This is a genomic window from Streptomyces sp. NPDC058257, from assembly GCF_042881845.1.
Classification (GTDB): Bacteria; Actinomycetota; Actinomycetes; order Streptomycetales; family Streptomycetaceae; genus Streptomyces.
In genome coordinates this window covers 79381-103730 of record NZ_JBHVXJ010000002.1, presented here as the reverse complement: position 1 = coordinate 103730, position 24350 = coordinate 79381, and the positions used below count along the sequence as shown (strand labels likewise).

General features: G+C 66.2%; 34 protein-coding genes. 30 read left to right on the top strand and 4 right to left on the bottom strand.

Going from position 1 to position 24350, the window contains the following annotated elements:
• Window positions 1-548 precede the first annotated feature (548 nt).
• Entirely contained in the window at window positions 549-1478 is a 930-nt protein-coding gene (locus ACFVXC_RS05615; RefSeq protein WP_389901765.1) for a fibronectin type III domain-containing protein, read from the bottom strand.
• Between the two features lie 125 nt (window positions 1479-1603).
• The gene (locus ACFVXC_RS05610; protein ID WP_389901763.1) at window positions 1604-1927 is read right to left on the bottom strand and encodes a hypothetical protein; all 324 of its coding nucleotides are present in this window, start codon (window positions 1925-1927) and stop codon (window positions 1604-1606) included.
• A gap of 26 nt (window positions 1928-1953) precedes the next feature.
• On the opposite strand from ACFVXC_RS05610, the gene ACFVXC_RS05605 reads away from it, so the two are divergent.
• From ACFVXC_RS05605 to ACFVXC_RS05585, 5 genes are all read left to right on the top strand, one after another.
• Window positions 1954-2082 carry a hypothetical protein gene (locus ACFVXC_RS05605; protein WP_389901762.1) on the top strand — a complete coding sequence of 43 codons (129 nt, stop codon included), beginning with the start codon at window positions 1954-1956 and terminating at the stop codon, window positions 2080-2082.
• 387 nt (window positions 2083-2469) lie between these two features.
• Window positions 2470-2757, top strand: coding sequence for a helix-turn-helix domain-containing protein (locus tag ACFVXC_RS05600; protein ID WP_389901760.1), 288 nt, complete (start codon window positions 2470-2472; stop codon window positions 2755-2757).
• Complete coding sequence (locus tag ACFVXC_RS05595; RefSeq protein ID WP_389901759.1) at window positions 2754-3755, top strand: hypothetical protein; 1002 nt, start codon at window positions 2754-2756, stop codon at window positions 3753-3755. Before ACFVXC_RS05600 ends, ACFVXC_RS05595 begins: the two co-directional genes overlap by 4 nt.
• Before the next feature lie 161 nt (window positions 3756-3916).
• The gene (locus ACFVXC_RS05590) at window positions 3917-4654 is read left to right on the top strand and encodes a hypothetical protein (protein ID WP_389901758.1); all 738 of its coding nucleotides are present in this window, start codon (window positions 3917-3919) and stop codon (window positions 4652-4654) included.
• Window positions 4655-5551: 897 nt separating this feature from the next.
• Entirely contained in the window at window positions 5552-5926 is a 375-nt protein-coding gene (locus ACFVXC_RS05585; RefSeq protein ID WP_389901756.1) for a hypothetical protein, read from the top strand.
• 67 nt (window positions 5927-5993) lie between these two features.
• On the opposite strand, the gene ACFVXC_RS05580 is transcribed toward ACFVXC_RS05585, so the two are convergent.
• The gene (locus tag ACFVXC_RS05580; protein ID WP_389901753.1) at window positions 5994-6206 is read right to left on the bottom strand and encodes a hypothetical protein; all 213 of its coding nucleotides are present in this window, start codon (window positions 6204-6206) and stop codon (window positions 5994-5996) included.
• Between the two features lie 259 nt (window positions 6207-6465).
• Here ACFVXC_RS05580 and ACFVXC_RS05575 point away from each other — a divergent pair, with 259 nt between their 5' ends.
• Window positions 6466-6786 (top strand): hypothetical protein, encoded by a 321-nt coding sequence (locus tag ACFVXC_RS05575; RefSeq protein ID WP_389901751.1) that lies wholly within the window; start codon window positions 6466-6468, stop codon window positions 6784-6786.
• Between the two features lie 40 nt (window positions 6787-6826).
• Here ACFVXC_RS05575 and ACFVXC_RS05570 read toward each other — a convergent pair whose 3' ends face one another.
• Entirely contained in the window at window positions 6827-7147 is a 321-nt protein-coding gene (locus ACFVXC_RS05570; RefSeq protein WP_389901749.1) for a hypothetical protein, read from the bottom strand.
• Window positions 7148-9682: 2535 nt separating this feature from the next.
• Here ACFVXC_RS05570 and ACFVXC_RS05565 point away from each other — a divergent pair.
• From ACFVXC_RS05565 to ACFVXC_RS05450, 24 genes are all read left to right on the top strand, one after another.
• Entirely contained in the window at window positions 9683-10102 is a 420-nt protein-coding gene (locus tag ACFVXC_RS05565; protein ID WP_389901746.1) for a hypothetical protein, read from the top strand.
• Window positions 10099-10599: a hypothetical protein gene (locus ACFVXC_RS05560; protein ID WP_389901744.1), complete on the top strand. Its 501-nt coding sequence runs from the start codon at window positions 10099-10101 to the stop codon at window positions 10597-10599. The genes ACFVXC_RS05565 and ACFVXC_RS05560 overlap by 4 nt, the downstream gene beginning before the upstream one ends.
• Window positions 10600-10726: 127 nt before the next feature.
• Window positions 10727-10981 (top strand): hypothetical protein, encoded by a 255-nt coding sequence (locus tag ACFVXC_RS05555; RefSeq protein WP_389901742.1) that lies wholly within the window; start codon window positions 10727-10729, stop codon window positions 10979-10981.
• A gap of 14 nt (window positions 10982-10995) precedes the next feature.
• On the top strand, window positions 10996-11250 hold the full coding sequence (locus tag ACFVXC_RS05550) for a hypothetical protein (RefSeq protein ID WP_389901740.1): 255 nt from the start codon (window positions 10996-10998) through the stop codon (window positions 11248-11250).
• On the top strand, window positions 11247-11621 hold the full coding sequence (locus ACFVXC_RS05545) for a hypothetical protein (RefSeq protein WP_389901739.1): 375 nt from the start codon (window positions 11247-11249) through the stop codon (window positions 11619-11621). The genes ACFVXC_RS05550 and ACFVXC_RS05545 overlap by 4 nt, the downstream gene beginning before the upstream one ends.
• 144 nt (window positions 11622-11765) lie before the next feature.
• Window positions 11766-12026 carry a hypothetical protein gene (locus ACFVXC_RS05540; protein WP_389901737.1) on the top strand — a complete coding sequence of 87 codons (261 nt, stop codon included), beginning with the start codon at window positions 11766-11768 and terminating at the stop codon, window positions 12024-12026.
• An 88-nt stretch (window positions 12027-12114) separates the two neighbouring features.
• Window positions 12115-12624 (top strand): hypothetical protein, encoded by a 510-nt coding sequence (locus ACFVXC_RS05535; RefSeq protein WP_389901735.1) that lies wholly within the window; start codon window positions 12115-12117, stop codon window positions 12622-12624.
• Window positions 12625-12776: 152 nt separating this feature from the next.
• Entirely contained in the window at window positions 12777-13076 is a 300-nt protein-coding gene (locus ACFVXC_RS05530) for a hypothetical protein (RefSeq protein WP_389901733.1), read from the top strand.
• Complete coding sequence (locus ACFVXC_RS05525; RefSeq protein ID WP_389901732.1) at window positions 13076-13888, top strand: hypothetical protein; 813 nt, start codon at window positions 13076-13078, stop codon at window positions 13886-13888. The genes ACFVXC_RS05530 and ACFVXC_RS05525 overlap by 1 nt, the downstream gene beginning before the upstream one ends.
• 62 nt (window positions 13889-13950) lie before the next feature.
• Window positions 13951-14463, top strand: coding sequence for a hypothetical protein (locus tag ACFVXC_RS05520; protein ID WP_389901730.1), 513 nt, complete (start codon window positions 13951-13953; stop codon window positions 14461-14463).
• On the top strand, window positions 14463-15155 hold the full coding sequence (locus tag ACFVXC_RS05515) for a hypothetical protein (protein ID WP_389901729.1): 693 nt from the start codon (window positions 14463-14465) through the stop codon (window positions 15153-15155). Before ACFVXC_RS05520 ends, ACFVXC_RS05515 begins: the two co-directional genes overlap by 1 nt.
• A 130-nt stretch (window positions 15156-15285) precedes the next feature.
• The gene (locus ACFVXC_RS05510; RefSeq protein ID WP_389901726.1) at window positions 15286-16035 is read left to right on the top strand and encodes a hypothetical protein; all 750 of its coding nucleotides are present in this window, start codon (window positions 15286-15288) and stop codon (window positions 16033-16035) included.
• A gap of 40 nt (window positions 16036-16075) precedes the next feature.
• Window positions 16076-16702, top strand: a complete 627-nt coding sequence (locus tag ACFVXC_RS05505; RefSeq protein WP_389901725.1) for a hypothetical protein — start codon at window positions 16076-16078, stop codon at window positions 16700-16702.
• A gap of 257 nt (window positions 16703-16959) precedes the next feature.
• Window positions 16960-17832 (top strand): hypothetical protein, encoded by an 873-nt coding sequence (locus ACFVXC_RS05500; protein WP_389901723.1) that lies wholly within the window; start codon window positions 16960-16962, stop codon window positions 17830-17832.
• Window positions 17833-17842: 10 nt separating this feature from the next.
• Window positions 17843-18532, top strand: coding sequence for a hypothetical protein (locus ACFVXC_RS05495; RefSeq protein ID WP_389901722.1), 690 nt, complete (start codon window positions 17843-17845; stop codon window positions 18530-18532).
• The gene (locus ACFVXC_RS05490) at window positions 18529-18828 is read left to right on the top strand and encodes a hypothetical protein (RefSeq protein ID WP_389901720.1); all 300 of its coding nucleotides are present in this window, start codon (window positions 18529-18531) and stop codon (window positions 18826-18828) included. The genes ACFVXC_RS05495 and ACFVXC_RS05490 overlap by 4 nt, the downstream gene beginning before the upstream one ends.
• Window positions 18825-19253, top strand: a complete 429-nt coding sequence (locus tag ACFVXC_RS05485; protein ID WP_389901719.1) for a hypothetical protein — start codon at window positions 18825-18827, stop codon at window positions 19251-19253. The genes ACFVXC_RS05490 and ACFVXC_RS05485 overlap by 4 nt, the downstream gene beginning before the upstream one ends.
• Window positions 19254-19330: 77 nt before the next feature.
• Window positions 19331-19891 (top strand): hypothetical protein, encoded by a 561-nt coding sequence (locus tag ACFVXC_RS05480; protein ID WP_389901717.1) that lies wholly within the window; start codon window positions 19331-19333, stop codon window positions 19889-19891.
• Window positions 19892-19924: 33 nt separating this feature from the next.
• Window positions 19925-21271: a hypothetical protein gene (locus ACFVXC_RS05475; protein WP_389901714.1), complete on the top strand. Its 1347-nt coding sequence runs from the start codon at window positions 19925-19927 to the stop codon at window positions 21269-21271.
• A gap of 137 nt (window positions 21272-21408) precedes the next feature.
• A complete protein-coding gene (locus ACFVXC_RS05470; protein ID WP_389901711.1) occupies window positions 21409-21855 on the top strand; it encodes a hypothetical protein in 447 nt (148 codons plus the stop codon).
• Window positions 21856-21882: 27 nt separating this feature from the next.
• Window positions 21883-22209 (top strand): hypothetical protein, encoded by a 327-nt coding sequence (locus ACFVXC_RS05465; protein WP_389901708.1) that lies wholly within the window; start codon window positions 21883-21885, stop codon window positions 22207-22209.
• A complete protein-coding gene (locus ACFVXC_RS05460) occupies window positions 22206-22973 on the top strand; it encodes a hypothetical protein (RefSeq protein WP_389901706.1) in 768 nt (255 codons plus the stop codon). Before ACFVXC_RS05465 ends, ACFVXC_RS05460 begins: the two co-directional genes overlap by 4 nt.
• Window positions 22974-22981: 8 nt before the next feature.
• A complete protein-coding gene (locus ACFVXC_RS05455) occupies window positions 22982-23467 on the top strand; it encodes a hypothetical protein (RefSeq protein ID WP_389901704.1) in 486 nt (161 codons plus the stop codon).
• Between the two features lie 5 nt (window positions 23468-23472).
• Window positions 23473-24198 carry a hypothetical protein gene (locus ACFVXC_RS05450; RefSeq protein WP_389901701.1) on the top strand — a complete coding sequence of 242 codons (726 nt, stop codon included), beginning with the start codon at window positions 23473-23475 and terminating at the stop codon, window positions 24196-24198.
• The last annotated feature ends 152 nt before the right edge of the window (window positions 24199-24350 follow it).

Genomic DNA, 24350 nt, shown 5'->3' with positions numbered 1-24350 from the left:
GCTGCGCGGCCTCTGTGCCGGACCGGACTTGGTGCGCGGATGAAGGGTTACCGAGAGGCGTGGAAGAGGCTCGGTTACCCGTCCCGTGCACCGCGCAACCATCAACCCACAAGCGCCGTCGCGAGTCACGGCTGAAATGAAAAATTGTGAGCCTGTCACTCTAATGGGTGACGACGGTCTTGCGGTTTCGTGACTACTCGGAACGCATATGACCGGCGGTCGATACGTCTGATATCTCCCTGCTTTTCCCCCTGAGTGGCAGGGTCTACCGGTGCGTACGGCTACGTTGCGTGATGCTTTGAGCGCACTCTCAGGTCTCTCACCCGTCACTCCAGAGCACTTCCGGCGCGCGCCAAAGAACTGTTGTCGAATGCGGCTCTTCACGAATGCACCACATGTTCTACGCGAATTACCGACCTGCTCGAAAGGTGGAAGCCGGTGCTCCAGAAGTGCCTTCCGTGCACCCTCCGGGTGCTCAAGCCGCCACAGTGTGGAGGAGGTGCCAACCCGGCAAGCAGGGGTGCCGAAAAGTGGCCGCTGGTGCCGCGTTACCCCCGCGTCCGAACGGCGACCGGGTTCGAAACGCTGTAGGTGCGGACATCCCGCATCCACTCGACCGTGTACCAGTAGTCGGTACCCGAAGCCAGCCCGGTATCCGTGAACGTCCCCGACAGCTCCGTGGAATACATGACCTGCTGCGGAAGAAACGGCCACCCCGGCGACGTCGCCCTGGTCCACCGGAAGATCCTCGCGATCGACTTGACCGACGTCCCCCACGCCAGCTTCACCGAGCTGTACGTCGCCGAGTCCGGCACCACGGAAACGCTCGGCTTCCCGCCCTTGGTGCCCGTCGTGGTGAAGCGCAGCTCCTGGCTCCAGTCCGACGTCATGCCGTCCGCCGTCACCCGCGCCCGCACCGCGTACGTCGCCCCCGTCGACAGACCCCGCAGGCCGAACCCCGCCTCGTACGGGCCCATTGCCGACACGTTCCACGGAACCTCCGTGATCGCGTACCAGGGGCTGTCCTGGCGCGTGTCCCGAACCTGCGGCTCCACCAGCCGGGCCCGGCCCGCCAGCGACGGCGTCAGTACGGTGATGTTGGCGTTGCGGTCGAGGATGTCGGACACCGTCAGCACCGGAGCCTCCAGTGCCATGCCCGTCGTCGCGGCCTCCACCGGGGCGCTCCAGGCCGACTGCGTCTGCACCTGGAAGGTGTAGCTCGTCCCCGGCCGCAAGCCGTCCACGACGTAACTCCGTACGTCCCCGGGAACCGAGGCCGTCGACCACGCCTCGACGCCGGCTGGCGCCCACGCCACCAGGAACGTCAGCGGATCATCCGCGCTCGACCACGACAGGCTCACGCTCGTGTCGGAGAGAACCTCCGCCGAAGGGCCGGCCGGCGCCTCGACCGCCAGCACCCCCGCCTCCGGCACGGCCGCCAATGTCGTAGCGGTCTTCGCTGAACTCTTCGCGGCCATGCGGACTCCCTCACGAGGCGTTTGTCCACAATCGTCCCACCGCGAAAAATGACACGAAAAGGCCCCGCAGGAGTTCGCTGACGGGGGTACAGCTTGTCCTGCGGGGCCGGTCTACAGGCGCGACATTACGCCGCGTCCGGCTTGCCCGGGGAAGGGCCCTCGATCCAGTCGTCCCGCTCCTCGCCCTCGGACGATCCCTTGTAGGCGGAGATGAGTCCCTCGCGGTTGCTGAACCACAGGGCCGGGAGGGTCTCGACGTCCGGGCTCAGGCCGGCTTCCTTCTCGGCCGGCAGCGGCTCACGCCCCGGGACCTGGACCCACGCCCTGGCGCGGAAGATGAACTTGCCCGCCTGCTCCCACGAGAGGCTCGACACCCGCGCGCCCGGCTTCGTCTTGAGCAGCGTCCGAGCTTCCTCCCAGGTCATGCCCGGCGCCCCCGTCTCGCTCATCCTGTACAGCCCTTCTCGCCCTTTGCGTGTCCGACTCGGTCAGGCAGCCGGGACAGATCAGCAGCCCTTCCATCGTCGGCTCCGGCACGTACGACATCCGGTGCCGCTTGCAGAACGGCACCACCACCGGCAGCTTCGGAGCCGTCGGGTCGTAACCCTCCATACGGTTGACCTCACCGAGCAGCTTCTGGAACCGGCCTACCGCACCCATCAGGCACCTCCTGCCGAACATCACGGCCCGCCGCAATCCGCCGGACCGTCCCCGCGCCGAGCACCACGCACCGGCCGGCCGGAAGCGTCCTCCGTGCCGGTGTGGCGTGAATCACGACGGTAGTCGTTGCGCACGTAACTGCGTACGCACCTCGACGGATTGGCATATGCCGACGGCTGGCCGGCCATGAGCAGAGGGTGCCGCGCCATGCGTACGTAAGTGCGTACGCAACTGAACGTGTGACATGCGAACTTGAGGGATCGCCAGATGATCAACCTCCTCACCTGCGAGCTTTGACATACCTCTCGTGGTATGTCATACCTCTCGTGGTATGGACGACCTTCAGCAGCGCGCCACCTCACCGCCGCCCACCCAGACCCCCTTCGAGCCCCTCACCGAACGGGACCTCGCCTACATCGTCGCCCAGGCCGTAGCCGACCGACGCAACGAACTCGGCTGGTCCCAAAGGGAGTTGGGCGAAAAGGTCGGGATGAAGCAGTCGCACATCTCCCGACTCGAAAGCGCCAACAAACTCCCCAACCTCGGCACTCTCCTGCGCATCGCCAACGCCATGGGCGCCAACCTCGTCGTGAAACTCGAAAAGCCGGAGCAGCAGTGAACCTCACCATCAACATCGGCCCACGCTTCCAGCGAGCGGTCCACCACGCGCTGAAACTGCTGGCACTCCTGACGCCCGGCGCCGTGGCCCTCAACCAACTCACCTCAAAGCACTGGGCGTACCTCGCCGGCGCATGGACAGCCAACGTCATCCTGCTGCTCCTGCTGGTGCTCCACATCGCCACCCACACCAGCACCGAATGGTGCCCGCGCCACAAGCCGTTCGACCCGACGGCGCTCAGGCATCGCCTCGCCGTGCGCCTCGCCGGCCTCACCTGGCTCGCCATCGCCGCAATCGTCGTCTACACGATCGTGGGGTCCTACTTCAGCGACCCGGACCACAAGGCCACCGCGATCACCCTTCGGACCACCATCTCGCTGCTGGCCCTCTACTGGGGCGGCCTCGCAGTGATCGCCGTCAACCTGTTCGCGGCCCGCAACAAGGACGCCCTGCCCGAGCCGAAGCCCAGCCGCCACAGCACGACCCTCACCGAGTACGGCCGCCGACTCGCGCACCGCAGCCACTGGCTCGTACTCATCGCCGCGTCCGCCGCCACCGCCCTCGTCTTCGCCCCCGACGCCGGCGTCTGGAACAGCGCCCGGACCATCTCCACCTTCCTCGTCGTCGCCGCGATCATCGGCGACATCCGCCACAGCAGCAGCCTGTGCGAGACCTGCGTGAGCGAATTCCGGGTCGACGCACCGCAGTACGCCGACAAGCGCCGCTGGCTCTTCACCATCGACCACCGAGGCCGTCGGACCTACCTGGTGCTCGCGGTGCTCTCCCTGATCGCCGGCCACCTCTTCGAGCGCCACACAGCCCCGTCCATCGCCAACTCCATCGGCATCATGGTCGTCTTCGCGGGCATCACACTGGTGAACCGCTTCCACCGCACCTACCAGCCCTGGTGCCCCTACTGCCGCAACGGCGGCGGCGGACACGAGCACACCGAGGTCCCCAACCCCACAGGCGGCCACGGCCGGCCCGTACCGGTCTGAAAGCGCCGGACCCCACAGAACTGACGAAGCCCTCCTGGAGCACAGCCCAGGAGGGCTTCAACGTCCCCACCAGCAAAAAGAAAAGAAAACTGTTCCCCACTCACTCGAACGGGCTACATCAAAATTGCCACCACGGATAACCAATGCCTAACGTCCTCGGCATGACGACGCGACTGAGCCAGATCGTCGCAGTGGAGAAGACCCGGAAAACTGAGGCGTACAGCGCTCTTACTGCCGCCCACCACCAGGTCCAGAAATCCCCGCTGCTGGCCGGCATTTCCCGCACCTACCGACCCCGCGACGAAGAGGGCGAACTGCTCCCCGCCGAATCCACCCGGGTTCAGCTCCGAGCCGACGACGCGATCAACCAGGCCCTCACCGGCCTCATGCCGTTCTACGACGTGACCGCCACCAAGGACTGGGCGAACTGCGAGGCCCGCGCAGACATCCGCATCGGCGACCAGGTACTCCTCACCCAGGTCCCTGTGACCTACCTGCTCTTCCTGGAAAAGCAGCTCAACAGCCTCCACACCTTCGTCGAGAAGCTCCCCGTCCTCGACCCCTCCGAGCAGTGGCAGTGGGACGAGCAGGCCGGCGTCTGGCGGACGTCCGCCTACGAGACCGTCCGCTCCAAGAAGGTGCCCCGCAACCACGTCAAGGCACCCGCCACCGACAGGCACCCCGCCCAGGTCGAGGTGTACTTCGAGGACGTACCTGTCGGGACCTGGACCACGGTGAAGTTCTCCGGAGCCATGCCGGCCACCCGCCGCCAGGAACTCCTAGGCCGCCTCCAGCTCGTCCGCGACGCGGTCAAGTACGCCCGCGAAGAGGCCAACTCCGCCGAGGTCCACAATCAGCGACCCGGCGCCACGCTGCTGAACTACCTGTTCGCGGCGTAACCCCAGACCCCCGTCGCCGGCGTGCGGCGGGTGCGCAGGAGCGCAAACTGAAACTCAACGCCTGAAATTTGGAAACGGGCAGGCCCTGTTGGAGGTTCGAGTCCTTCGTCCGGCACCCACGCCGGAGTAGCCCAACTGGTAGAGGCAGGCCAGCCCCGAAAACTCAATTTCTCGCTCCAGTTTCAAGCACGCCACCAAGCGCCGGATCGACCGGCCCGAGCAATATCATCGAGATGAGGGTTCGAATCCCTCTCCTGGCGCTCCATGCCGGGATGGTCCAATGGCAGGGCGCGGCGATTTCAATACGACTCGGAGCCTTAAATGTGCCGGCGTGAGCTGAAGGGTGGACAACCCTGCAAAGGGCTCGTTTTAGGAACGAGTAACCTCCCAGGAGGGTCAGGACTGGCTACGTCCTGGCCCTCCGCCAGCATCTCCGGGCAAAAAGAAGGGCCCGCCTCCCCAGAGACGAGCCCTCCACGCACCTCCGCGTGTGCGGAGCAACTTTCGAGACCGCTGGCGATCTCTTTCGAGACACCGTTTCGATCCACCTCCGCTTACGCGGAGCCATCCCCGCATGCACGGGGAGCACTGCCGTGCATCCCTAAGGCTCGGACCACCCCCGCGTTGGCGGGGAGCAGTGCTGTACGCCCTTAGAAATCGGGCCATCCCCGCTTGCGCAGGGTCGAATCTGCACCGAAGCACAGAAGCGGAACACCCCCGCTTGCGCGGGGACCACCGCCCAACTACCCGGCGGCCCAACCACTATGGCACGCACGACTGACAGCGCGGAGGCAGTTCGCACAGAACGAGCCGGCGGAGCCTGCCCCCGCAGGCGACGCGGCGCAAAAATCCGCCTCCAGTGCGTACGTAACTGCGTACGCAGCTAGCATGCCGGACATGACTCAACAGGCCCCAAGCATCGACGAGTTGCTGACGAAGTGGGGCGAGGCGTACCGCGCCTCCCTGCCCCAGTGGACGCCCGAGGAAGAGGCGCTGTACTGGCGGGACTACAACGCCCGCTTCTACGCCAAGGTTCACGCGGAACTCGACGCCGCCAACGTCGTCATCTGCTGCCTCTGCCATGCACGGCGGCCCAGGAAGAGCCCCGACGGGCCGCGCTACTACGCCTCGGGCGAGTGCGAGAACGTCCGCCAGCCGTGGCACTACCACCGGGACTGGACCGTGGGCGCGAACCAGAAGAACCAGCGACGTGAAGCGCGCCGGCACCAGCGCCGCCTCCGCAAAGGCCGCCTGCCACACGTGCCCGCGTAGCTGCGAGAAGCCCCTGCGGCTGGCCCCGCTCCTGCTCCGGAAAGGGAGCGGGGCCGGCTCATGCGCGCTACTTCGCCGAGAGGTCTTCGAAGCCGACAACCTCCAGCTCCACGACGGTCTCGTCCTCCTTCTCCTCGTCGCCCTGGAAGTACACCTCCGTGCCGTCCCACTCCTCCTCGATCCACCGGTGGAGGTCTTCGAGGTGCTCGGGTGCCGGCCCGTCGGTCTGCTTGACCTTGAACCGGACGACGATCTCGCCTTCGAACTTCTTCTTCGCCACAACGGGCTCCTCAACTCGCTTGCCTGCAAGGAGGGTTGGCCAACCCGATGGCACCAGCGTACGGACCCAAAGGCGCAGGTCAAAGCAGTGCTGAAGAGGGCTGAGGACGCCCGAACAGCGATTTCTCGGCTTCAAAACATCGCTCGGCCGGCCTCGGGCATGCTGGGGTCGAGCCACGGCCCCGGCCGGAGGCTCGCGCGAGCGGAAAATGCCCCCGCAGCCGAATAATCACGGAACCGTAACGATGCTTGGAGCTGACATGGAGCAGCCGGCCGACAGCCCCGTCCGCCGCTGGAGCAAGGAAGGCCGGCCCCTGGGCCTGATGGAGTGGGCCCGGCTCTACGAGGACGACGAGTACCGCACCGTGGCGGAGACCGAGGTCGACGGCGTCCTCGTACGCACGATGTGGGAGGGCCACGACGTCGAGGTGATGTGGGCCGGCTGCATGTTCCACACCGGCGTCCGACGCGACGGCCGCTGGCAGGACGCCTGGGAAGGCCACCACCCCTGCACCGTCATCGAGGCCGAAGCCGCACACGAGCTGGTGGTCGCGAAGCTCCGCCAGAGCGCCCCGGCCTGACGCGCCGGCGGTTATGCCAGGGCATAACCGAGCGGCCGGCCTACGGCCAGCCGATCTCCTGGTCGCAGACCCCGGGGTGGTCCTTGATGAGAAGGCACGTCTCGTCGACCACGAGCCGGTCGCACCCGGGCCAGAGCCGGACCTCCTGGTGGCCGGCGTCGTCCCACAGCAGCCACCAATAGACCAGGCCCCCCGGCTCGTAGTGCTGCATCTGCGCCAGCGTGCTGTGCCGTGTCTCGGGCCCGTGTTCCTCCAAGTCGCACGCGTACGGGGCCTGGAGGCCGAAGTCGGTGGCGCAGGGCAAAGCCTCCAGCCGGCGCATCTCGTCGGGCGTCAGGGTCGTCTCCGCAGAGCAGCGCATCGAGTCCTCCAAGGTGAGTGGAACCGTCACCTCTCAGGCCCGGCAGAGACCGAGAACGTCAATAAATCTTGGAAATGCCTCTGTGGCCTGCGTCACACCCCCGCCCCGGGCCCACGGCCGTCGGCAATTAAACGGAATATTGGCTTCCGGCCACTGCCGGCGGCGGGGACACTGCCTCGTGGTCTAGGGTCGATATGCGCGAGAAGGCCCAGGCACCCAATTGTCCGCTTTGCGCGTTTAATGGTGGGGGGTCCTCATTTAAGGGGATTCGACCCCAATGCGGCGTACGCGAGCCTTGCCAGGCTTGGGGTGTTAGTCGCAGATATGCTGTACCCCCGGGTATGCCCCAAAGGCCCCATAGGGGGGCGTACGCCAGGTAACTCACCCTATGCCCGAAGTTACTTGGCGTAAGAATCCTTACGCCAAGTAATTGTAGGCGCACGGTGACGCTACCAGCGCGTACAGCTACATTACCGGAGCAACGGTTCCGGTTTGCGCAGCAAATACCGGCATAATGCGCATTGCGCGTGAATGTGATACGTGCGCCCTTAGCGGTGCAAGCATGAGGTACTGCCTAATTGGTGTTTACCAGCACTTACCCGGCACCCCTGGCATTAGTCATATCTCACGCGTAGGGGAGTTACCCGCACAGGGTGCACCATACCGGGGTGTTGGCCGCACACAGGCATAAGCCACGCATGAGCCGCATTGCCGGGCAACCGTGCGCATCCTCCTGTACCTCCCATGTGTCCTCTATGTGGCATCAAGGGCAGATGCCTTAGAACCCCCGAATTTTCGCGCCCTGGCATTTTCTAGGGCGTGTCCGTCATGCCCTCTTTGTGGGGGCGGGTCGCTGAGCGCCGTTCTGCCGTGCCGACCGGCCACGGGGGACCGTCGGGCGCGCGTGCCCGGACAGGCTCTCACGCGCGCGCGTAGGGGCGCGCACGGGCCCGGCACGGCCGGACGCTACGGCCGGAGCGATGCCGCGCGGGCCCGTGGCCGGACGCGTGAGCGCCCCGGGGGAACGGCCGGAGCGACGGACCCCGGGGGAAGGGGAGGGCCGCAGACGGGCGTACAGGGGCGCGGACACGTAGCGTCATTCTTCCCCCGAATTTCGGCGAATTTCGTCACGGTGCGTGATTTAGGCAGTCGCGCGGGGGTCCCGTCGGCATACCTGACGCCCAGTCAGAAAATAGGCATCGTCGCAGGTCAGAGGCCCTTTTTGGTCTTCCCGTGATAATCGTGCGCGCTTGTGAAAAACACGCCTTCTTTGCCCCTTTTCGTGCAGGCGTGGCATATCTAGTAAGGAACTAGGCGGCATCACATGTGATGTGCCCTTTTTCCCGAGCATTTTGGACACCTTGATCGTCCGCATTCTGAGATTTCCAAGATTCTTTAGCTGATTTTTTGGCGCCGATCACCCCTTTGACCTCGCACTATCACGCTCTGGTGGTGACTGACTACAAAACAGGGGGTCACAAAGCCTCTGTGACCCCCTAACGTCTTGGTTGTTCCCACCGCAGCCCGCCAAACCGGCGGGCGGGGGACGCGAAAGGGAGGTGAGAGGCAACAGGGGCGCGAGTAACGCGCCTATCCCCGGCGTGCACGCGGCTATTTCTCGGCGCGGCATGACCGGACGTGAGACAACAAAGCCTGTCTTGGGCGTTTGTTGTGGCCGGGCAACGGTCTTTCACGGGCATTCCCGCAAGGGCTCTCGCGTGAATCACTGTGCTCCGGGGAGGTAGCGCAGTCCGCAGCTTTCAAATACGCGGAACGTGCCCCCTGGCTTGCGGCGCGACGGGCAATCGAGACGCTTAGGCGGAATAGCGTGTGGGATGTAATCTGTCCGCTCTTTCTCCATCATCGCGCGATTTATCGCGCCCATGACTTCGGGAGAATTGGCAGTGACGATTGCGACGAATTCCTACCGCGTGTGAGCTAGCAACGCTGACTGAGATTGTGCGTTGCGGACGCCGACCGGATACCCCTGTGAGGTCAACGACCTTTGTCGTCTTACAGGTAGGTCCGGAAAGATGCCGCTTCGACATACCAAGGAACAAGTGCGTCTAGTGATCACGGTGCAGCACGTCAAGACTCTCGCCGATTGGCGGAGTGGCAATCTCGCCTCTATCCATTGCGGGTATACCAGCGATTTAGTCAGGGGTCCTTTTGGCGGAGTGTGCTGCACAGCGGACCGAATCAAGCGCCGGGCGAAAGTCGATAACAGGTGCCGGGAATTTCTGCCCTCGAAAAACCATGGATGTGGTGCGGGGGCAAGCCAAAGCGAACACGCGTAGGCCGCTTTAGTCGGCGGCTGAAAACCCGAGATTTGGCGACGCGCGAAAGTTGGACCGGACGCGGGAGAGAAAGACTCCACACGTACCGGGCAGGTTCGATTCCTGCCGCGCGTGCTCATCCATTCGCACTCACCCCAGGAAGGGGGCAACCATGGCAGCAAAGCGACAGGTACAGGGTCCCGCTAGCACGTGGACGGCCGATAGCCGTACGCGGAGCTACAAAGCGGAAATGTCATCTATGGGCACGGATTACCAGGGGCGCATTAACCTGCGCGGTGACCGTGACAGCGTCAAGACACGGCAGAACGCGCCGCACAAGCGGCACACGGGCAAAAACCTGCGTGCGCCTAAGCGCTATGTCGTGTCGGGCAAGCCTGCCGGTTTCGGTAACTCCCCCACGTACTCCCCCGGGGCATTCGCGCGCGGCATGGGGCACTCGGATAACAGCGGCTACGCGTTGCCCGACACCCCCCAGGAACTCGCGCCGGAATTTGATCTCACCACCCTTGACGGACTGCGCGCCGCGCGGGATCACGCACTCACCCGAGCGCGTGCCGCTGAAGCGCGCGGGAATCTCGTCGCCGCGCGGTACGCGCGGAGTGACGCAAAGGGTTACCGCACCGCGATTCGGACCATGGAAAGGAAGGGCCAGAAATGAGCCGTCACAGCACCCCCCGTAGGCAGGCCGCGCGCCGCTTCGCGAAGCAGCGTCAGCAGGACCGGGAGATCTCCAACACGCTGAAGGACATTCAGCGCACCGCCCGCGCCGGAATCCGCGCTCTCGGCGCGGACAATGCCGCACGCACACGCACGGCCGTGGCGACCACGTTCGCCGCGACGCGCGCCACGCTGGACGCGCGGCCGGTCCCGCCCCGCACGGACCCCGTGCCGACACCCAAGACCCTGTGGCAGGCCGCGACGGGTGAGCCCGCCCCGGTGACCGAGTCGGTCAAGGCCGAGCCCGCCCCGCGCGTGCACACCTCGATCAAGGCGGCGGACGTCCCGAAGGGCACGCGGGACGTCTGCAAGATCCACAAGGATCGCGGTGATCTGTCCTCCGAGTGGTACCCCGTCGGCTACCTCGACGGAGACGACGGAGCGCGGGTGTACGCGCGCCTGCACGGCGCGTCGGTCCGCTACTCCACCGCCGCCTAGCGGCACGCTAGCCACACAGAAGGGCCGCAATCCGGGCGAGAAATCGTCTCGGGTTGCGGCCCTTTGTCATGCCCGAAAACGCGTCGCCGACCAGGGGACGCCACCGCAACAGATCGGAGTTCCGCCGATGGCCCGTACCAATTTGAAGCGCGCGGCTGCCACCAACGCGCTGCGCATTCACGACCGCATCCATGGCGGCCCTATGCGGCGCCCTTTCCGGCGCACCGTGATGGGGCTCTGGCTGGAGACGCGCGGTGAGCGCAAGCCGCGCCGCTCTCCTGCGCGCGGCCGAGTCGAGAGGCAGATGTGCCGCTACCGGGCGTTCGAACCCGACAACCGGCACTCCGTCCGCTACCTGTGGGAGCCGTGGTACGTCCGATGACAATCCTGCCGCTGGTGCACGTCGAAATCGGGGACACCCCGCAGCACGTCGAGGACCGCTGGAACGGCTACTCCGTGGTCCACGGTCCGTTGGTCGTCCACTGCACCCGGGCCGTTTCGGAGCCGGTGATGTTCGCGCGGGAGGACCGGGTCGACGCCACGATCATGCGGCCCAACCTGCTGCACCCCGGATGGTGGCGCGGCGGGTGGGCCGACACCGCCAGTCCTGTACTCCCCGCCAAGATCGAGAAGGAAGAGGTATTCGCGTGAGCAGCACCGTCATTCCGTTCCAGGCCGAGCACCAGGTCGCCAACCGGCTGGACGGTCCGGTCGGCCGCGAGATCGCGATCGTGGGGCGTGAGGTCGAGAATCTCGCCGAAGCCTTCACCCTGCGGGGAGGAGCCATCGACGTCGATGTCCTCGACACTCTCCGCGAATCCATTGACCGGCTGGAGATGAGCAGCAAGCTGCTCGCCCTGGCCGAGGAGCTGGAGCAGTGGGGGCGGACGATCCGGCGGGAGGTCGGGGAGCTTGCCGACCACCGGGCTCCGGGCGCGCTCGACCGCACTGCGCGGCATCTCCTGTTCTCGCTCGACCAGGTGCAGGAGCTGATCGACAGCGAGCGGCCGGAGGTCGCGTAGATGGCTTCGGCCGGTCTCGGTGCGGGGGTCCGTCCCGAGGCCGGCCGTGGCTGTGCGCGATCACGGGTAGCGTTTCAGTCGGGCTGAGGGATCGGCCGGCATGGGGTCGGCAGGGATGCAGCCGCAACTTCAGGAGGTACGTCCGTGGCAGTCGGCAAGCCTGTTCTGGTGCACGTTCAGTCGCATGGCGACTGGTACGGCGTGTGGCATGGGCGCGAGTACATCAACGTTTTCACGGACGAGGACGTCGCGAAGAACGCCGCTATCAGCGGAAATCTCGACGGCGCCGTGCACGTGATCAACACCTCGCTCGACGGCCCCAGCGGTGACCCGGAGGCGTACGTCCGGGAACAGGTCGAGGCGTGGGCCGCCGAGGACGGGGCAGATTTCCGCGCCAACATGTAGTTCCGCATTCCGCTAAAGGGCCTCTGCGTAATTCACGCAGGGGCCCTTTTGTATGCCTGAAAACAGAAAACGAGGGGTGGGATTTTCCATGAGCGTGATGGACGGCATTACGTCAATACTCCCGGAACTGGGTTACCTGGAGTCGATCTTCGAGACGATGGAATGGGCCGAGGCAGAGATCGAGAAGGCGATGGCCCGGCACGGTGAGACTCGGCCCGAGGGTAAGCGCGGGACCGGGCCGATTTGGAACAGCTTCAGCCTGCTTAAGGCGGCCCACAACGAGGGCCTTTGCCGTGAGCCGCTCTTCCGTGCGCACTGCCATGAGCTGCTGGAGCGCGTGGCCAAGGGCCAGGACACCCGGCTGGGCACGGATGCGGAGATGATCACCGTCCTCTCCAAGACGAGTTTGGTCGCGCCCATGACCTCCGCCGCCGCGTGCCTGTACATGCGGCTGATGCACAGATCGGTGCCCGAGTTCAGCCACTCCGTATCCCCCGTGATCGACCTGGACGCGTACGAGAAGGTCCACGGGCGCAAGGCGGACGAGTACGAGGCCGACATGCGGCACAAGCTGCGCCAGGACTGGCGCACCAAGTAGCCGCGAGTCCGCCGGTACGACAACTGAATCAGGCGAGTGAATAGGGAGCCTTGGTGCGCGCGTGTTGCACTGGTTGGCTCCCTTTTCGCTGCCCAAATTGAGAACTGTTATGCCGTCAATCGAATGGCGCAGTCCAGGGAGGGGTGTGCGTGATGAGCACACGGAAGGTCAAGACGCTGCGGCGTCGGCAAAAGGCTGGGCGGAATCAGCGAAAGCTGAACGCCGCCAGGAAGTTCATGAAGCAGTGTTCGGAGGTGCTGTGGTCTCTGCCAGCGCACTACGACTGCTACTTGACGTGCGAGGAGGTCGAGGCAGTAGCGGATTTGGGCCGGGAATTCGGCATCGACGAGGAGGACATTGAGGGCCTGATCGAGGCGCACGCGGAGGACGACGAATGCGGTGACCAGCACCATGAGTCGTGCGAGTACTGCCGGGATTTGCAGGGGGAGTAATGATCCGGGTAACGACCGAATGGCGTCAGCAGCGCACAGTGCGCGGCAAGACGAGCCACAAACTGTTGGAGTCGGAGACCGAGGAACTCGATTGGCCGGACTCGGTCGCGAGTTCCCTCGTGTCGCTGCTGGAGGCACACCCCAAGCTCACGTTCTCCGGCATGGAGGACTTCGGCGAGGGTGAGTGCGTCCTGGCCGAGGGCCACAACTGCGCCAACACCCGGCACCGCAGGGACTGCCGCACGCACCACATCAACTCGGTGCGTGAGTGGGTCGAGAAGCGCGTGGACGAGATGAAGGTCGGTGAGACCGAGGACTTCACGGCGGGTGGGCTCAAGTGGGTGTCCGTCACGGTCGAGGTGCTGCCCGAACCAGAGCTGGAGGAGGACGAGCCGGAGGAGGCCGAGCCCGCGCCGGCCGAGCCGAAGGAAGAGCCTGCGCGGGCCGAGACCTACGTCAAGCGGTCGGCCTTCCACAGTGAGGTGCGCCCGGTCGGAGAGCCGATCACGCACGCCGAGGACTCAGCAGAAACTCTGGCCGAGCGTGGCGAACTGGTCCGCGTCCGGCCGCACTTCAAGGTGCCGGACGGCCGGTCCAGCCTGCGGACGGTGCGCTCTCCGTGGTGCTACGAGGCCCGTGTGGTCCGCGTGAGCTGCGGAGACATGGTGCTCGTCAAGTACACGTGGGAGACCGAGGACGCCCCGTGGACCAGTACAGGCGCATTCAAGGTGTCGGAGCTGCACAAGGTGCACGAATGCGAGTGCGCCGGATGCTGCGGCAAGGACGGCATCACGGAATTCGAGGGGGCGTAACCGTGGGAATTGAACTGGCCTTTGTCGACTCGGAAGCCGTGATCGGCGGGAGAGACGCATGGATGGACGAAAAGACCGAACCGTGCGTGCGACTCGATGAACTTTTCGAGAAGTGGTACGAGGTCCACGGAAAGTTCCCGTACGGGCCGATGCAGTTCCTCTCCTGGCTGGAGCGGCGCGGTGTTCCCGTTCAGCCCCCGCACTGGGGCGACCTGAAAACCGCGAACACCCAGAACGAGACCACGTGGCTGGACGAGGACTTCCACTACACGGTGTTCAAGCTCGGCGACGCGCACTACGTCGCGACGAGCGAGGCCCGCACAGTCGCGCACCCCGAGTTCTTCAAGATCACGGCCGCCGAGCCGGAGGACTTCCTGGCGTTCAGCTCCGCGTGGATCGAGTGCGACGCGGGCCACGCGTACGAGACCGAGGACACCTACCGCTGGCAGTTCTACGTCGAGGGCGTCGGCCCGCGCGGGCCGAAGATCCGGCTCTACGACCTGGACCAAGACGGGGACGGCGACCTGCTGTGCCCGAAGTGCACCAACAAGATCAGGAAAATGGGGGCCTACTGATGATCGGTGGAGTGGTCGGATACCAGTACGCGGTCGATAACCTGTGCCCGTCGTGCACGATCGGCCGGATGCGGGCGAACGGCATCAAGGTCGCCAGGGGCATGGGGCACGAGGACGCGATCCGCCGGGCGGCCGAGCGCCAGGGCGTCGACTTCAGCGACGAGTCCTCCTACGACTCGGGTGACTTCCCCAAGACGATCACCACGCAGCAGGCCAAGACGGAACTGACCGAGCTGCCGAACGACGAGCGGGGCGAGATCTCCGACGAGCGGTGCGACAACTGTGGGAAGTGGCTGGTCCTTGGTGAGAAGTCGCCGAGCGAGCCCGCGCTGACCCGGTACGTGCGCGACTCCTACGAGCTGCCGCACGCCCTGGCCAAGCAGATCGCCACCGAACTGCGCAAGTGGGGGCTCTCCCACCCGGAGTTCATCAAGGAGGAGAACGCCCGCCAGGCCGCCGCGATGTACCCGCACGACTTCGTGATGACGGAGTTCCGGGGGAATCCGCAACAGGTCGTCATGTTCCCCACGCCGCAGGCGGACGGGGACACGTGTCTGCACTGCGAGAAGCCGTGGGAGGAGCACACGTTCACCTGCGGCACGTGCGGGATCGACATTCCGGCAACCGATCGACACCGGCATGAGATCCCGATCAAGGGTCAACGCAAGCTCCCGATGGTCGTAGCGCCGTAGCGCGCCTCGGGTACGCCCGGTCGACGAGTAGCGAATGCCGTCCTCCCCTATGCGGCACTCGGTGGGTTCGATTCCCGCCCCGGGCACTCAACTCATTCACCCGAACAATGGAAGGAGTCGCGAGAGAGCGATGCAGATTCGACTTGTTCAGCAGACCGACCCGGACCCGGCGGAGAAGAACCCGGACTGGTACCCGATCGACGACTTCCTGCCCGAGGATGCAGCAGCAATTCGCGCCGGGGAGTTGGAGCGGTACACGGTCGAGATCATCCGCACCGATGAAGACGGTACGGTCCACGTTCTCGGTAACTCCCTGAACCACATCTCGAAGCCGGGGATCGCGGGCGTCTACAAGGCTCCGTTCGACATCCCGTTCTTCGCCGAGGAAATCATCAGGGCCGCGAAGGACGAACTGACCGGCGCGGCTGACCTGGAGGTCGGGCAGCACGTCGTGCTGCGGAACTGCCGCCCCGATGGGGCCGGCCGGCTCTTCGAGGTGCTGGAGATCCCCAAGGACGACGAGGGCGCCGGCCTGGGCACGGTCATTGTCCAGCAGCTCGACGCCATCGAGGGCACAGGGCCTCGCCACCTGCTGGTGACCTGTGTGTCCAAGGAGACCGGACCGCGCGTCCCGATCGAGGGCCGTAACCGGGGTGGGATCGGTGAGTCGTTCCGCAAGCGTGAGGGCGGAGGGTTCCTCGTCTACGCGGGCGAGTACGCCGACCAGGTCGTCATGTCGCCCACCGCGCTCGGCCGCGCCCTGTGGGGCTGCCGGTCCATCGACGAGTTCGGCGACGACGTCTGGGAGTACGGCTGTGACCGCGACGACGCGATCCGCGCCCACGGCCGCAAGTACCCGAACAAGGGCCTCTACAACTGATCGACCGACTGACCAGACGGTCAGCAAAGAGAGGTGCAACATGAGCACAACCGTCGGGGCCGAGGGCTGGACGCTCGTCCACCAGGCCCGACAGAAGCATTACGACGACCGCTACTACGGCCAGTTCCTCGGCACCCGCAAGACAGGCACCCTCACCCCCGACGCGACGGAGTGGATCGTCGGCCGCCTTTTCGACGGTAAGAGCCCGGACGACGGATTTCGGGACGGGGAGTGGGCCTACTCCAAGCGCTTCCAGTCCACCCAGTCCACCGACAACGCGGACCGCGCGCTGAAGGCGTACGTCGAGATGTCCTACGACACGTTCGTGTGGGACCGCGTCTTCGAGCAACGCGTGGGTGAAGCCATCGACCGGCACCTGGCCGGACCCGAGGTTCCGGGTGCCCCCAAGCTGTCGGCCGGCTGGTACCGGTCGGACCCGGGCCCTTCCGTGCCGATCGGCAGCCACACCATCCACCTGCCGTTCCACGAGGCGAAGTACGAACTGCTTCAGCATCTTCGCCGCACCGAGCTGGGCGCCATGGCGCACCTGACCCGGGGGGTGACCCTCGACCGGCACGAGGCCGTCGAGCTGGCCAGCCAGGCGAAGGGCCCGATCCGGTTCGAGTACGGCTACAACACCTACTGGCTCGTGGCGGACGTGTCATGACCCACAGCGTCTACGTCGGCCCCGCATGGCCCGACGGCGGGCCCGAACCCGAGGCACAGAGCCATTTCTACTGCGCCAACGACGAATGCCCCAGCTCGTTCGGCAACGGCCACGGACCCGTTCCCAATACGCGGAAGTACCGCGTGCCCGGTGGCTACGTCTGCGAACTCTGCGCAGAGGCACACGACACCGAAGCATCCGTCGAGGACACAGCCACAACTCCCGTGTCGTCCACGGCTTTTCCCCATAGGAGCGCCATGAGCTGTTCCACGATCCAGTCCACCACCGTCCCCGGCGACGACCCGTGCACGGGCAGCGCCACCCACATGCTGCTCACCGACGAGCTGGGGCCTGACAAGGCCCTGGAGCCGGTGTGCAAGCCGTGCGGCGAGTCCTACACCCGGCGCCCCGCACTCAAGGCCCGCCTGGTCCCCCTGCACGTCCACCAGTGGCTCCCCGAGTTCCTGGAGATCATCGAAGGGCATCGGCTGATCGAGGACGCGGAGTCCGAAGCCCGCTGCTTCGACTGCGGCACCCGCAACAGGCTCAACTGGTTCAGGTTCCAGACGAACGGCTGCCCGGCCCGGCCGGAGTCCATCGAGGTGATGCGCCATTCGCGCAACATGCTCCAGGCCGAGGAGAGCGTGCGGGCTGCGATGTCCGCGCGTGTGTGGTGGTCCTACGCGGTCGAGTTCGTCGGCGTTCCCGTCGGGGACTGGCGCGTGGTCACCGACGACCCGCACTACAGCGCGTTCTTCACGTTCCGCGACCGTGAGTACGGGCTGCGGCACGACCTGCCCGCCGGACGGTTCGGCGCCGAGAAGCTGCCCAACCGGGGGCGTCCCGAGCCGAAGATCGGCAACCGCGAACTCGATGACACCTACAAGCAGGTGGTCTTCTACTTCCACGACCGGATCACCGACTCCGGCTCGTCGTTCTTCGCCACCTGGACGCCGAGCCACGCGGACGTCACCGCCCGCGAGCTGGTCATTCTCTACAGCCCCGAGGGCCGGATCAGCGAAGTCCTGCGCATCCCGGGGCTGCACACGTTTCCCGAGACCACCGCCGCGATCTGCGACGCCTTCGGCCCTATCAGCGACGTCCTCCTCAAGGACCGCATCTACGAGTAGGAGCACCACAATGCCCAAGTTCAACTTCGAGCAGGTCGACCCCGACAACGACAACCGGCTGCGGGTGAGCCTGAAGGACACCGGGGAGGCCCTCGGCATCACGTACCTGACGAAGGGGGCCGGCTGGGTCGCCGAGCACGCCGGCCTCACCGGCACGCAGGGCGCGGTGCACGGCTTCAAGACCGAGCACCTGGCCGCCGAGTTCATGTACTGGTTCAAGGCGCCCGAGCAGTCGGAGCGCACCAACCCCAAGGACCGGCCGCGCCCGCTCAACCCCGAGCTGCTGCCGAAGCACGGTGTGCTGATCTCCCTCGTTCCGATCAACGACGGCGACTTCCTCGTGGACCTGAACACGCGGGGCGTGGGGAGCGGGATCGGCTACCTCCAGCAGCGCGACGACGGCCGGTTCGACGTACGCGTGGGGCACAACTCGGTCGGATCGGCGGACACCCCGGAGACCGGGATGTGGGCGTGCCTCAAGCTCCACACCCGCACCAAGATCTACGACAAGATCATCAAGGGCTTCAATCACTACCCGGTCCAGGACGCGTGGGTGAACGGCACCATCACCTTCCGAGGGGAGACCGTCGAGGCGGTACGCGAGGCTGTCGACCAGGCCGTGGAAGCCCTCGTGGACGGCCACGAGGAGTTCAAGGCCGACTCCACCACCTACGACGTCACGCTCAAGGCCCAGCAGTGAAGACCGCGCTCCGGCTCGGCCCCGGCACTCGGGTCACGCTCAACGACCCCGATCCGATCTTCAGCACGTGGACCGGCACGGTCGTGGTGTGTCTGTGCAAGCGGCACACCTGGCAGCAGCAGGTCGGTGACGGCGGGCCCGGCCGTGAGTGCGGTCACGCCCGGTGCGGCTACCCGCGCGCCGCATCCGCGTGCCCCTGGCCCGTGCACGTGCGCTGGGACGGCAACGACGACGACCCCAACGAATCCCACCAGAGCCCTGAATCTCTCAAGGCGATCGAGGAGGAATCCGCATGAGTGCTACGGCTACCGAACTGCTCACCAGCTACCGCGTCACCTGGGAGCAGAAGGGCATCGAGAAGTCCCACACCGAGGTCTGCATCGTCGACGACAACGACATGACCCGGCCCGGTGACAAGGAGCAGCTTCACGGCCTGCTGCGTCGGATGCTCGCCATCCGGCACCTGCCGATCGGCTACTCCGTGCCGGAGAACGTCGTCCTCCAGGACGTGATTCCCCTCTGCAACTGCGAGCCGTACCCGGGTGAGAACTGTGCCTGGGCGGAGCACAAGGGCGAGCGGTTCTACATGACGACGTCCCAGACGTTTCCGCAGTGCGAGGTGATCCACGACCGGCACCGCAACAAGATCGTCGGCATCGTCTCCATCGGGTTCAGCGTCAAGTTCCTGACGATGGTGCGAGAGGAACTCGGGCACCAGTAGGAGCCACGGACACAGCAGCAATTCAGGGCGGCCTCGTCAGGGCCGCTTTTTTCATGCCCGAATTCAGGAGGGACCTCATGGCACACATCGAGAACGACGGTCGGCTGATCCCGCAGGGCGGCGCGTTCGAACCGGCCCCCGGGTACAGGCTGACCTACGTCGGCCGCCAGGGGCTGCGGCACGTCTTCCGCGACGGGGAGGGCGAGTTCGCCCGTTTCGGCACCACTACCCCGCCGCGCGAGAGCCGCCCGGTGTCACTGGGGGAACGGCGCACTGTGGTCGAGCTGCTGCCCGATGCCCGGCCCATCGTGGACGCGTCGCTCTACGTCGTCACGCACCAGATGAGCGTTCCCGGCGGCTGGCAGGACTTCGTCAAGGTGACCTCCCGGGCCCCGCAGATGCTCGCCGGGGTCTACAGCGGCGCGGGGACCGCGATCGAGGACGAGAAGCTCCGCGCGGACGCGCGGAAGGCGTGGGACGCCTCCAACCCCGCTGTGGCCGCGCACCCTTACACCCGCCTTGGCGAGCTGCTGCTGAAGGTGCGGCTCCAGGAGGGCACTGGCGAGGTCGGCGGCTGGGATGACCCGGCGGTGTGCATGGAGATCGCTGAGCTTCTGGAGAAGTCCCGCGCTCTGTAGGGCAGTTCACGTACCGCCGAGGGGGTGGCCGGCATGGCTGGAGTAATCGAGCAGAACACCGTGCCGGCGTCGCTGTCGGCGAATGAGAGGGAGTGGTGCGAGGAGTGCTGCGGGCCCTGTGAGTGTTGGCGCCCCGAGGACGATGAGCGGGAGCCGCAGGGCCTGGAGCTGGACGGGGAAGCCCTCGTGGCCTACCTGGACAGCCTGACCGACGAGCAGCGCCAGGAGGTGGCCGGTCCGTGGCCGGTCCGATGGCTGTACCCGTGGCAGGAGGGGGAGCCGCAGCGCGGGCTGAACGTGTGCGGCGGCTGCGGTGGGGGCTGCGCCGGTCTGCGCCTGGTGCTCGGGTTCGAGCTGGATCTGATCTGCGTCGACACCTCCAAGGACGCCACCACAACCGCTCGGGCCGCCGGGTGCAACGCGCTGTGCATGGACGTGCGCGAGGTCGACCCCCGCCACCCCGCACTCCGGTGGACGGCGTACGCGGTGTTCACCATGCCGTGCCCAGACTGGAGCATCGCGGGCAAACGGCTCGGTCATCTGCCGGAGAACATCAAGATTCTCACCGACGCGATCACCGATGTGGCCGAGGCGTACGGCAACGTCTGGCGCTTTGGCGGCCATGACGGGGACGTCTCCACTGCGGTGTTCGGCACGCCGTGGGAACACGTCACGGTGGCGGAGATGTGGTCGTGGGTGGACGGCATGAACGCCAAGACGGCAGGACTCATGCTGGCGCCGGTCCTGATCGGTATGGGACTGCTCGCGGCGGGAGCACCGCTTCAGTCCGTGATCATCGAGCAGGCGTGGACGCTGCCCGAGGACGTGAAGTCCGCGATCGGGATGGAGTACATCGTCGCGGGCTGGGACGGGGTGCGCTGGGACATCCTCGACGCGGGCGATTTCGGCAGTCCGTCGACCAGGCGCAGGGCGATCATGATGGCCTCGCGGGACCAGCGGCTGGACGCCGTGGAGGCGCCCGGCATCACCACGTGGGCGTCGGACGCGATCGGCTGGGACCCCGAGACGTGGATCAACACTCGGGGGGTCCGCAAGACGGCCGGCGGGAACGAGTTCAAGCTGGGCCGCACCATCCCGGGGATTACGTCGAAGATCCGTGGCTGGTACGACGCGGACGACTCGGAGCACCGCTTCACGATCGAAGAAGTGTGCCTGCTCGTCGGCCTGCCCTCCGACTTTCCGGTGGTGGGTTCGCGTACGTCGCAGTGCCAGCAGCTCGGCGACATTTTCTCCCCGCTCGTGGCCGCAGCCGTCTGGGGAATCTTGCTGCGCATTGAGTGGGTGCCTCGCCTTCTCCGCTACCTGGCGGAGCAATATCCGCAGGTCCACCGCCAGTACCTCTACACCGACGCGGCATGACAGCGGCGTGCGGGCGAGTTCTTCACTGAGAAATAAGAACTGTTATCGCGTCACCCAAACGGGTGACTACACCAACCCTGGGCCCGCTCGTTGACCAAGACGAGAACGGGCCCTTCGTGTTTGAGAAGGAGCATGTGATGTCTGAACTGCTGAAGTGCGCGGGCTGCAACTGGCGAGTGATCGAGCCCGACGAGGACGTGACCGAGGACGAGAACGGCTACGCGAACAAGCGTTGCGCCGACTGCCAGATCCAGGACTGCACCTGCGGTTTCGACGACGGCCTGATCACGCTGGTGGCCGACTGGGAGACCGTGTCGGACGACGAGGGCTGCACCATCTCCCCGGACATGCTGCCGGTGATCATCACCGTCAAGGCCACCACGAAGGACGAGGCCATCGAGGCGGCCTCCGACAAGCTCCAGGCGCACTTCGGCACCAGCGTCGATGCCCTATTCGAGACGCGGATCGAGCGCGACTTCTGGTTCGGGCTGAACGAGACCGACGCCTTCCTGAGGCTGTGCGCAGTCCTCCAGGGCTCCCCGGCCGTGATCGACGAGGACGCCTTCTTCACCGTCCTGAGCTGAACTCCCGACTCTCACCGGAGGATTCCCATGCAGTGCACGCACATCGACCTGTCCGGCGACACCCCAACCGACTGCGGCAACGAGGACTTCGAGGTACAGACCTCGGTCATGCTCACCATCGACCTGTCCGGCGAAGCCGAGGACCACACCATCGAGCTGGACGGCCTGTCCCAGGAGGACATCGAGATCGTCTGCAAGAAGTGCGAGAAGAAGGTCGAGGGCGTCGAGTTCGACAAGGCCCTCACCGTGCTCATCCTCAAGCTGGAGAAGCGCCTGGGCGCCACGATGCAGCCCCTCAACGCCTACATCTTCGAGGACGGCACGGAGATCCGCCCCGAGGACGTGCTGGCATGAAACACGTCATCCAGTTCAGCGGCGGACTCGGCTCCTTCGGCGCCGCCCTGCGCGTCGCGGAGAAGCACGGCACCAGCAGCATGACGCTGCTGATCGCGGACACCAAGGCCGAGGACGAAGACCTGTGGCGGTTCGCCGACGACGTCAGCCGGCTGCTCGGTGTGCCGCTGACGAAGGTCGCCGACGGCCGTGACCCGTGGCAGGTGTTCCGCGACCAGCGCTTCCTCGGCAACGACCGCATCACCCCCTGCACGACCTGGCTGAAGCAGAAGCCGTGCCGTGCGTGGATGAAGGAGCACGCGCCCATCGGTGACTCGATCGTCTACATCGGCATCGAGAAGACCAAGCGCGACCGCGCCCGCATACCCGCCATCGCCCGGAACTGGCGGCCGTGGCGCGTGCAGTTCCCGCTCTGCAACCGCTGGGAGCCGGAGCTGAGCAAGGAGGCGTCCAAGGCCCGCCTCATGGACCTCTCCCGCTGGTACGGCATCGAGCCGCCCCGGCTGTACGCGCTCGGCTACGAGCACAACAACTGCGCCGGCCTGTGCGTCCGCGCAGGTCAGAAGCAGTGGAAGCTCACCCTCGACGTCCAGCCCGAGAAGTTCGCGTACGCCGAGGGCCAGGAGCAAGCCATCCGCGACCTGCTCGGCAAGCCCGTCTCCATGTTGCGCCAGACCCGCCAGGGCATCACCCGCCCTCTGCCGCTCTCCGAACTCCGCCGCCAGCACCAGGCGGCCACCGGCCCCTGCCCCTCCGCTGCATAGGACTGAACATGACCGAGCTGAAGACAACCGATGCCGTGCCCGAGGGCGGCTGGCTGACCGACCTGGACGACAAGGAGCTGAAAAGCCTGGTCGGCGCGACGCTGTCCGTCTTCTGCAACCTCCGCTCCAACACCGGACTCCTGGTCAAGGTCGAGGACGGCACCGCCTACCTCTTCCGTCCCGACCAGGGGGAGTTCCTCGAATACCCGGTGAGCGCCACCCGCTTCGAGCGGACTCCGGGCACGCCGATGCGGCCGGCCCTCGCCGCCGCCCTGGTCTACGAGCGCGAGTGGTGCGCCTTCGCCGCGAGCCTGGAGGACGCCGAGGGCCAGATCACCGATCAGGGCAAGTGGGACCACGGGCGCGGCGACTACGAGTACGGGATGCCCGACCGCTTCGAGTCGCTGCTGATGGAGCTGACCACGCAGCTCTTCCCCTCCCCGGAGACCGCCCTCAACACCACTGCCGGTACCGCTGCGGAAGGCACCCGATGACTGTGATGAGCACTGAGAAGCCCCTCCTCAATACGCCGGAGGGCGGCACCATGTCCCAGCCCGAGCGCCCCTCCCAGTGGCACGAGCACCCGTACGTGTGGGCCTTCCACGCCACCAGCGGCGACCTCAGCGACTTCTTCATCGAGAGCGTGTGCAAGCAGGCCAAGGCCGAGGAGGCTCCGCCCGACGCGGTGTACAAGGCGGCCGACCTCGACGAGTGGATCACCGTCGGCATGATGGCGAACGCGGACCAGCAGCGGCGCGTGCGTGCGTACGCGGCGGCCCTGATCGAGTGGCGTGACGCGCTCAAGGACTTCCAGCCCGCTCCGCAGGTACAGCCGCTGAACCAGGCCCCGTTGGAGAGCGACCCCGAACAGGCCGACGCGGCAGGGGAGTTCGAGTACACGGTGACGTTCGTCGCCCGGATCTCCGGGACGGTCAGGGCGCCCAGTTTCCGAGAGGCCATGGGGCTGCTCGCGCCGCCGCAGCACACCGGCACGGCGGGGCTGGTGGACGTGTGCACCGACGACCTGCTGGGTGTGAGCTGGCGCCTGAACTTCGACCCCGTCCGCGCGGAGCTGGCCACCACGGACGACCCCCGCGAGCGTCAGCCGCACCCGCCTGTCGCGCCTGTGGTCGAACCGGTTCCGGGAGCGTCGCCGGCCACGCCGGCGGTCCCGAGGGGCGGCGTCGTCATCCGGCGCAAGAGCACCGACGCGGCGGCTCCGTAGCGCCCGCCTTCCACGCTCGGCCCGGTCCCCGGCTTCTCCCAGAGCCGAGGGCTGGGCCGTCTTCGTTGCCTGGACACAACAGCAACGTGCGAGTGGGTGTCGGTGACATCATCGACGCGGTGCTCGGCACGGTCTGCTGGGTGACGGTCGTC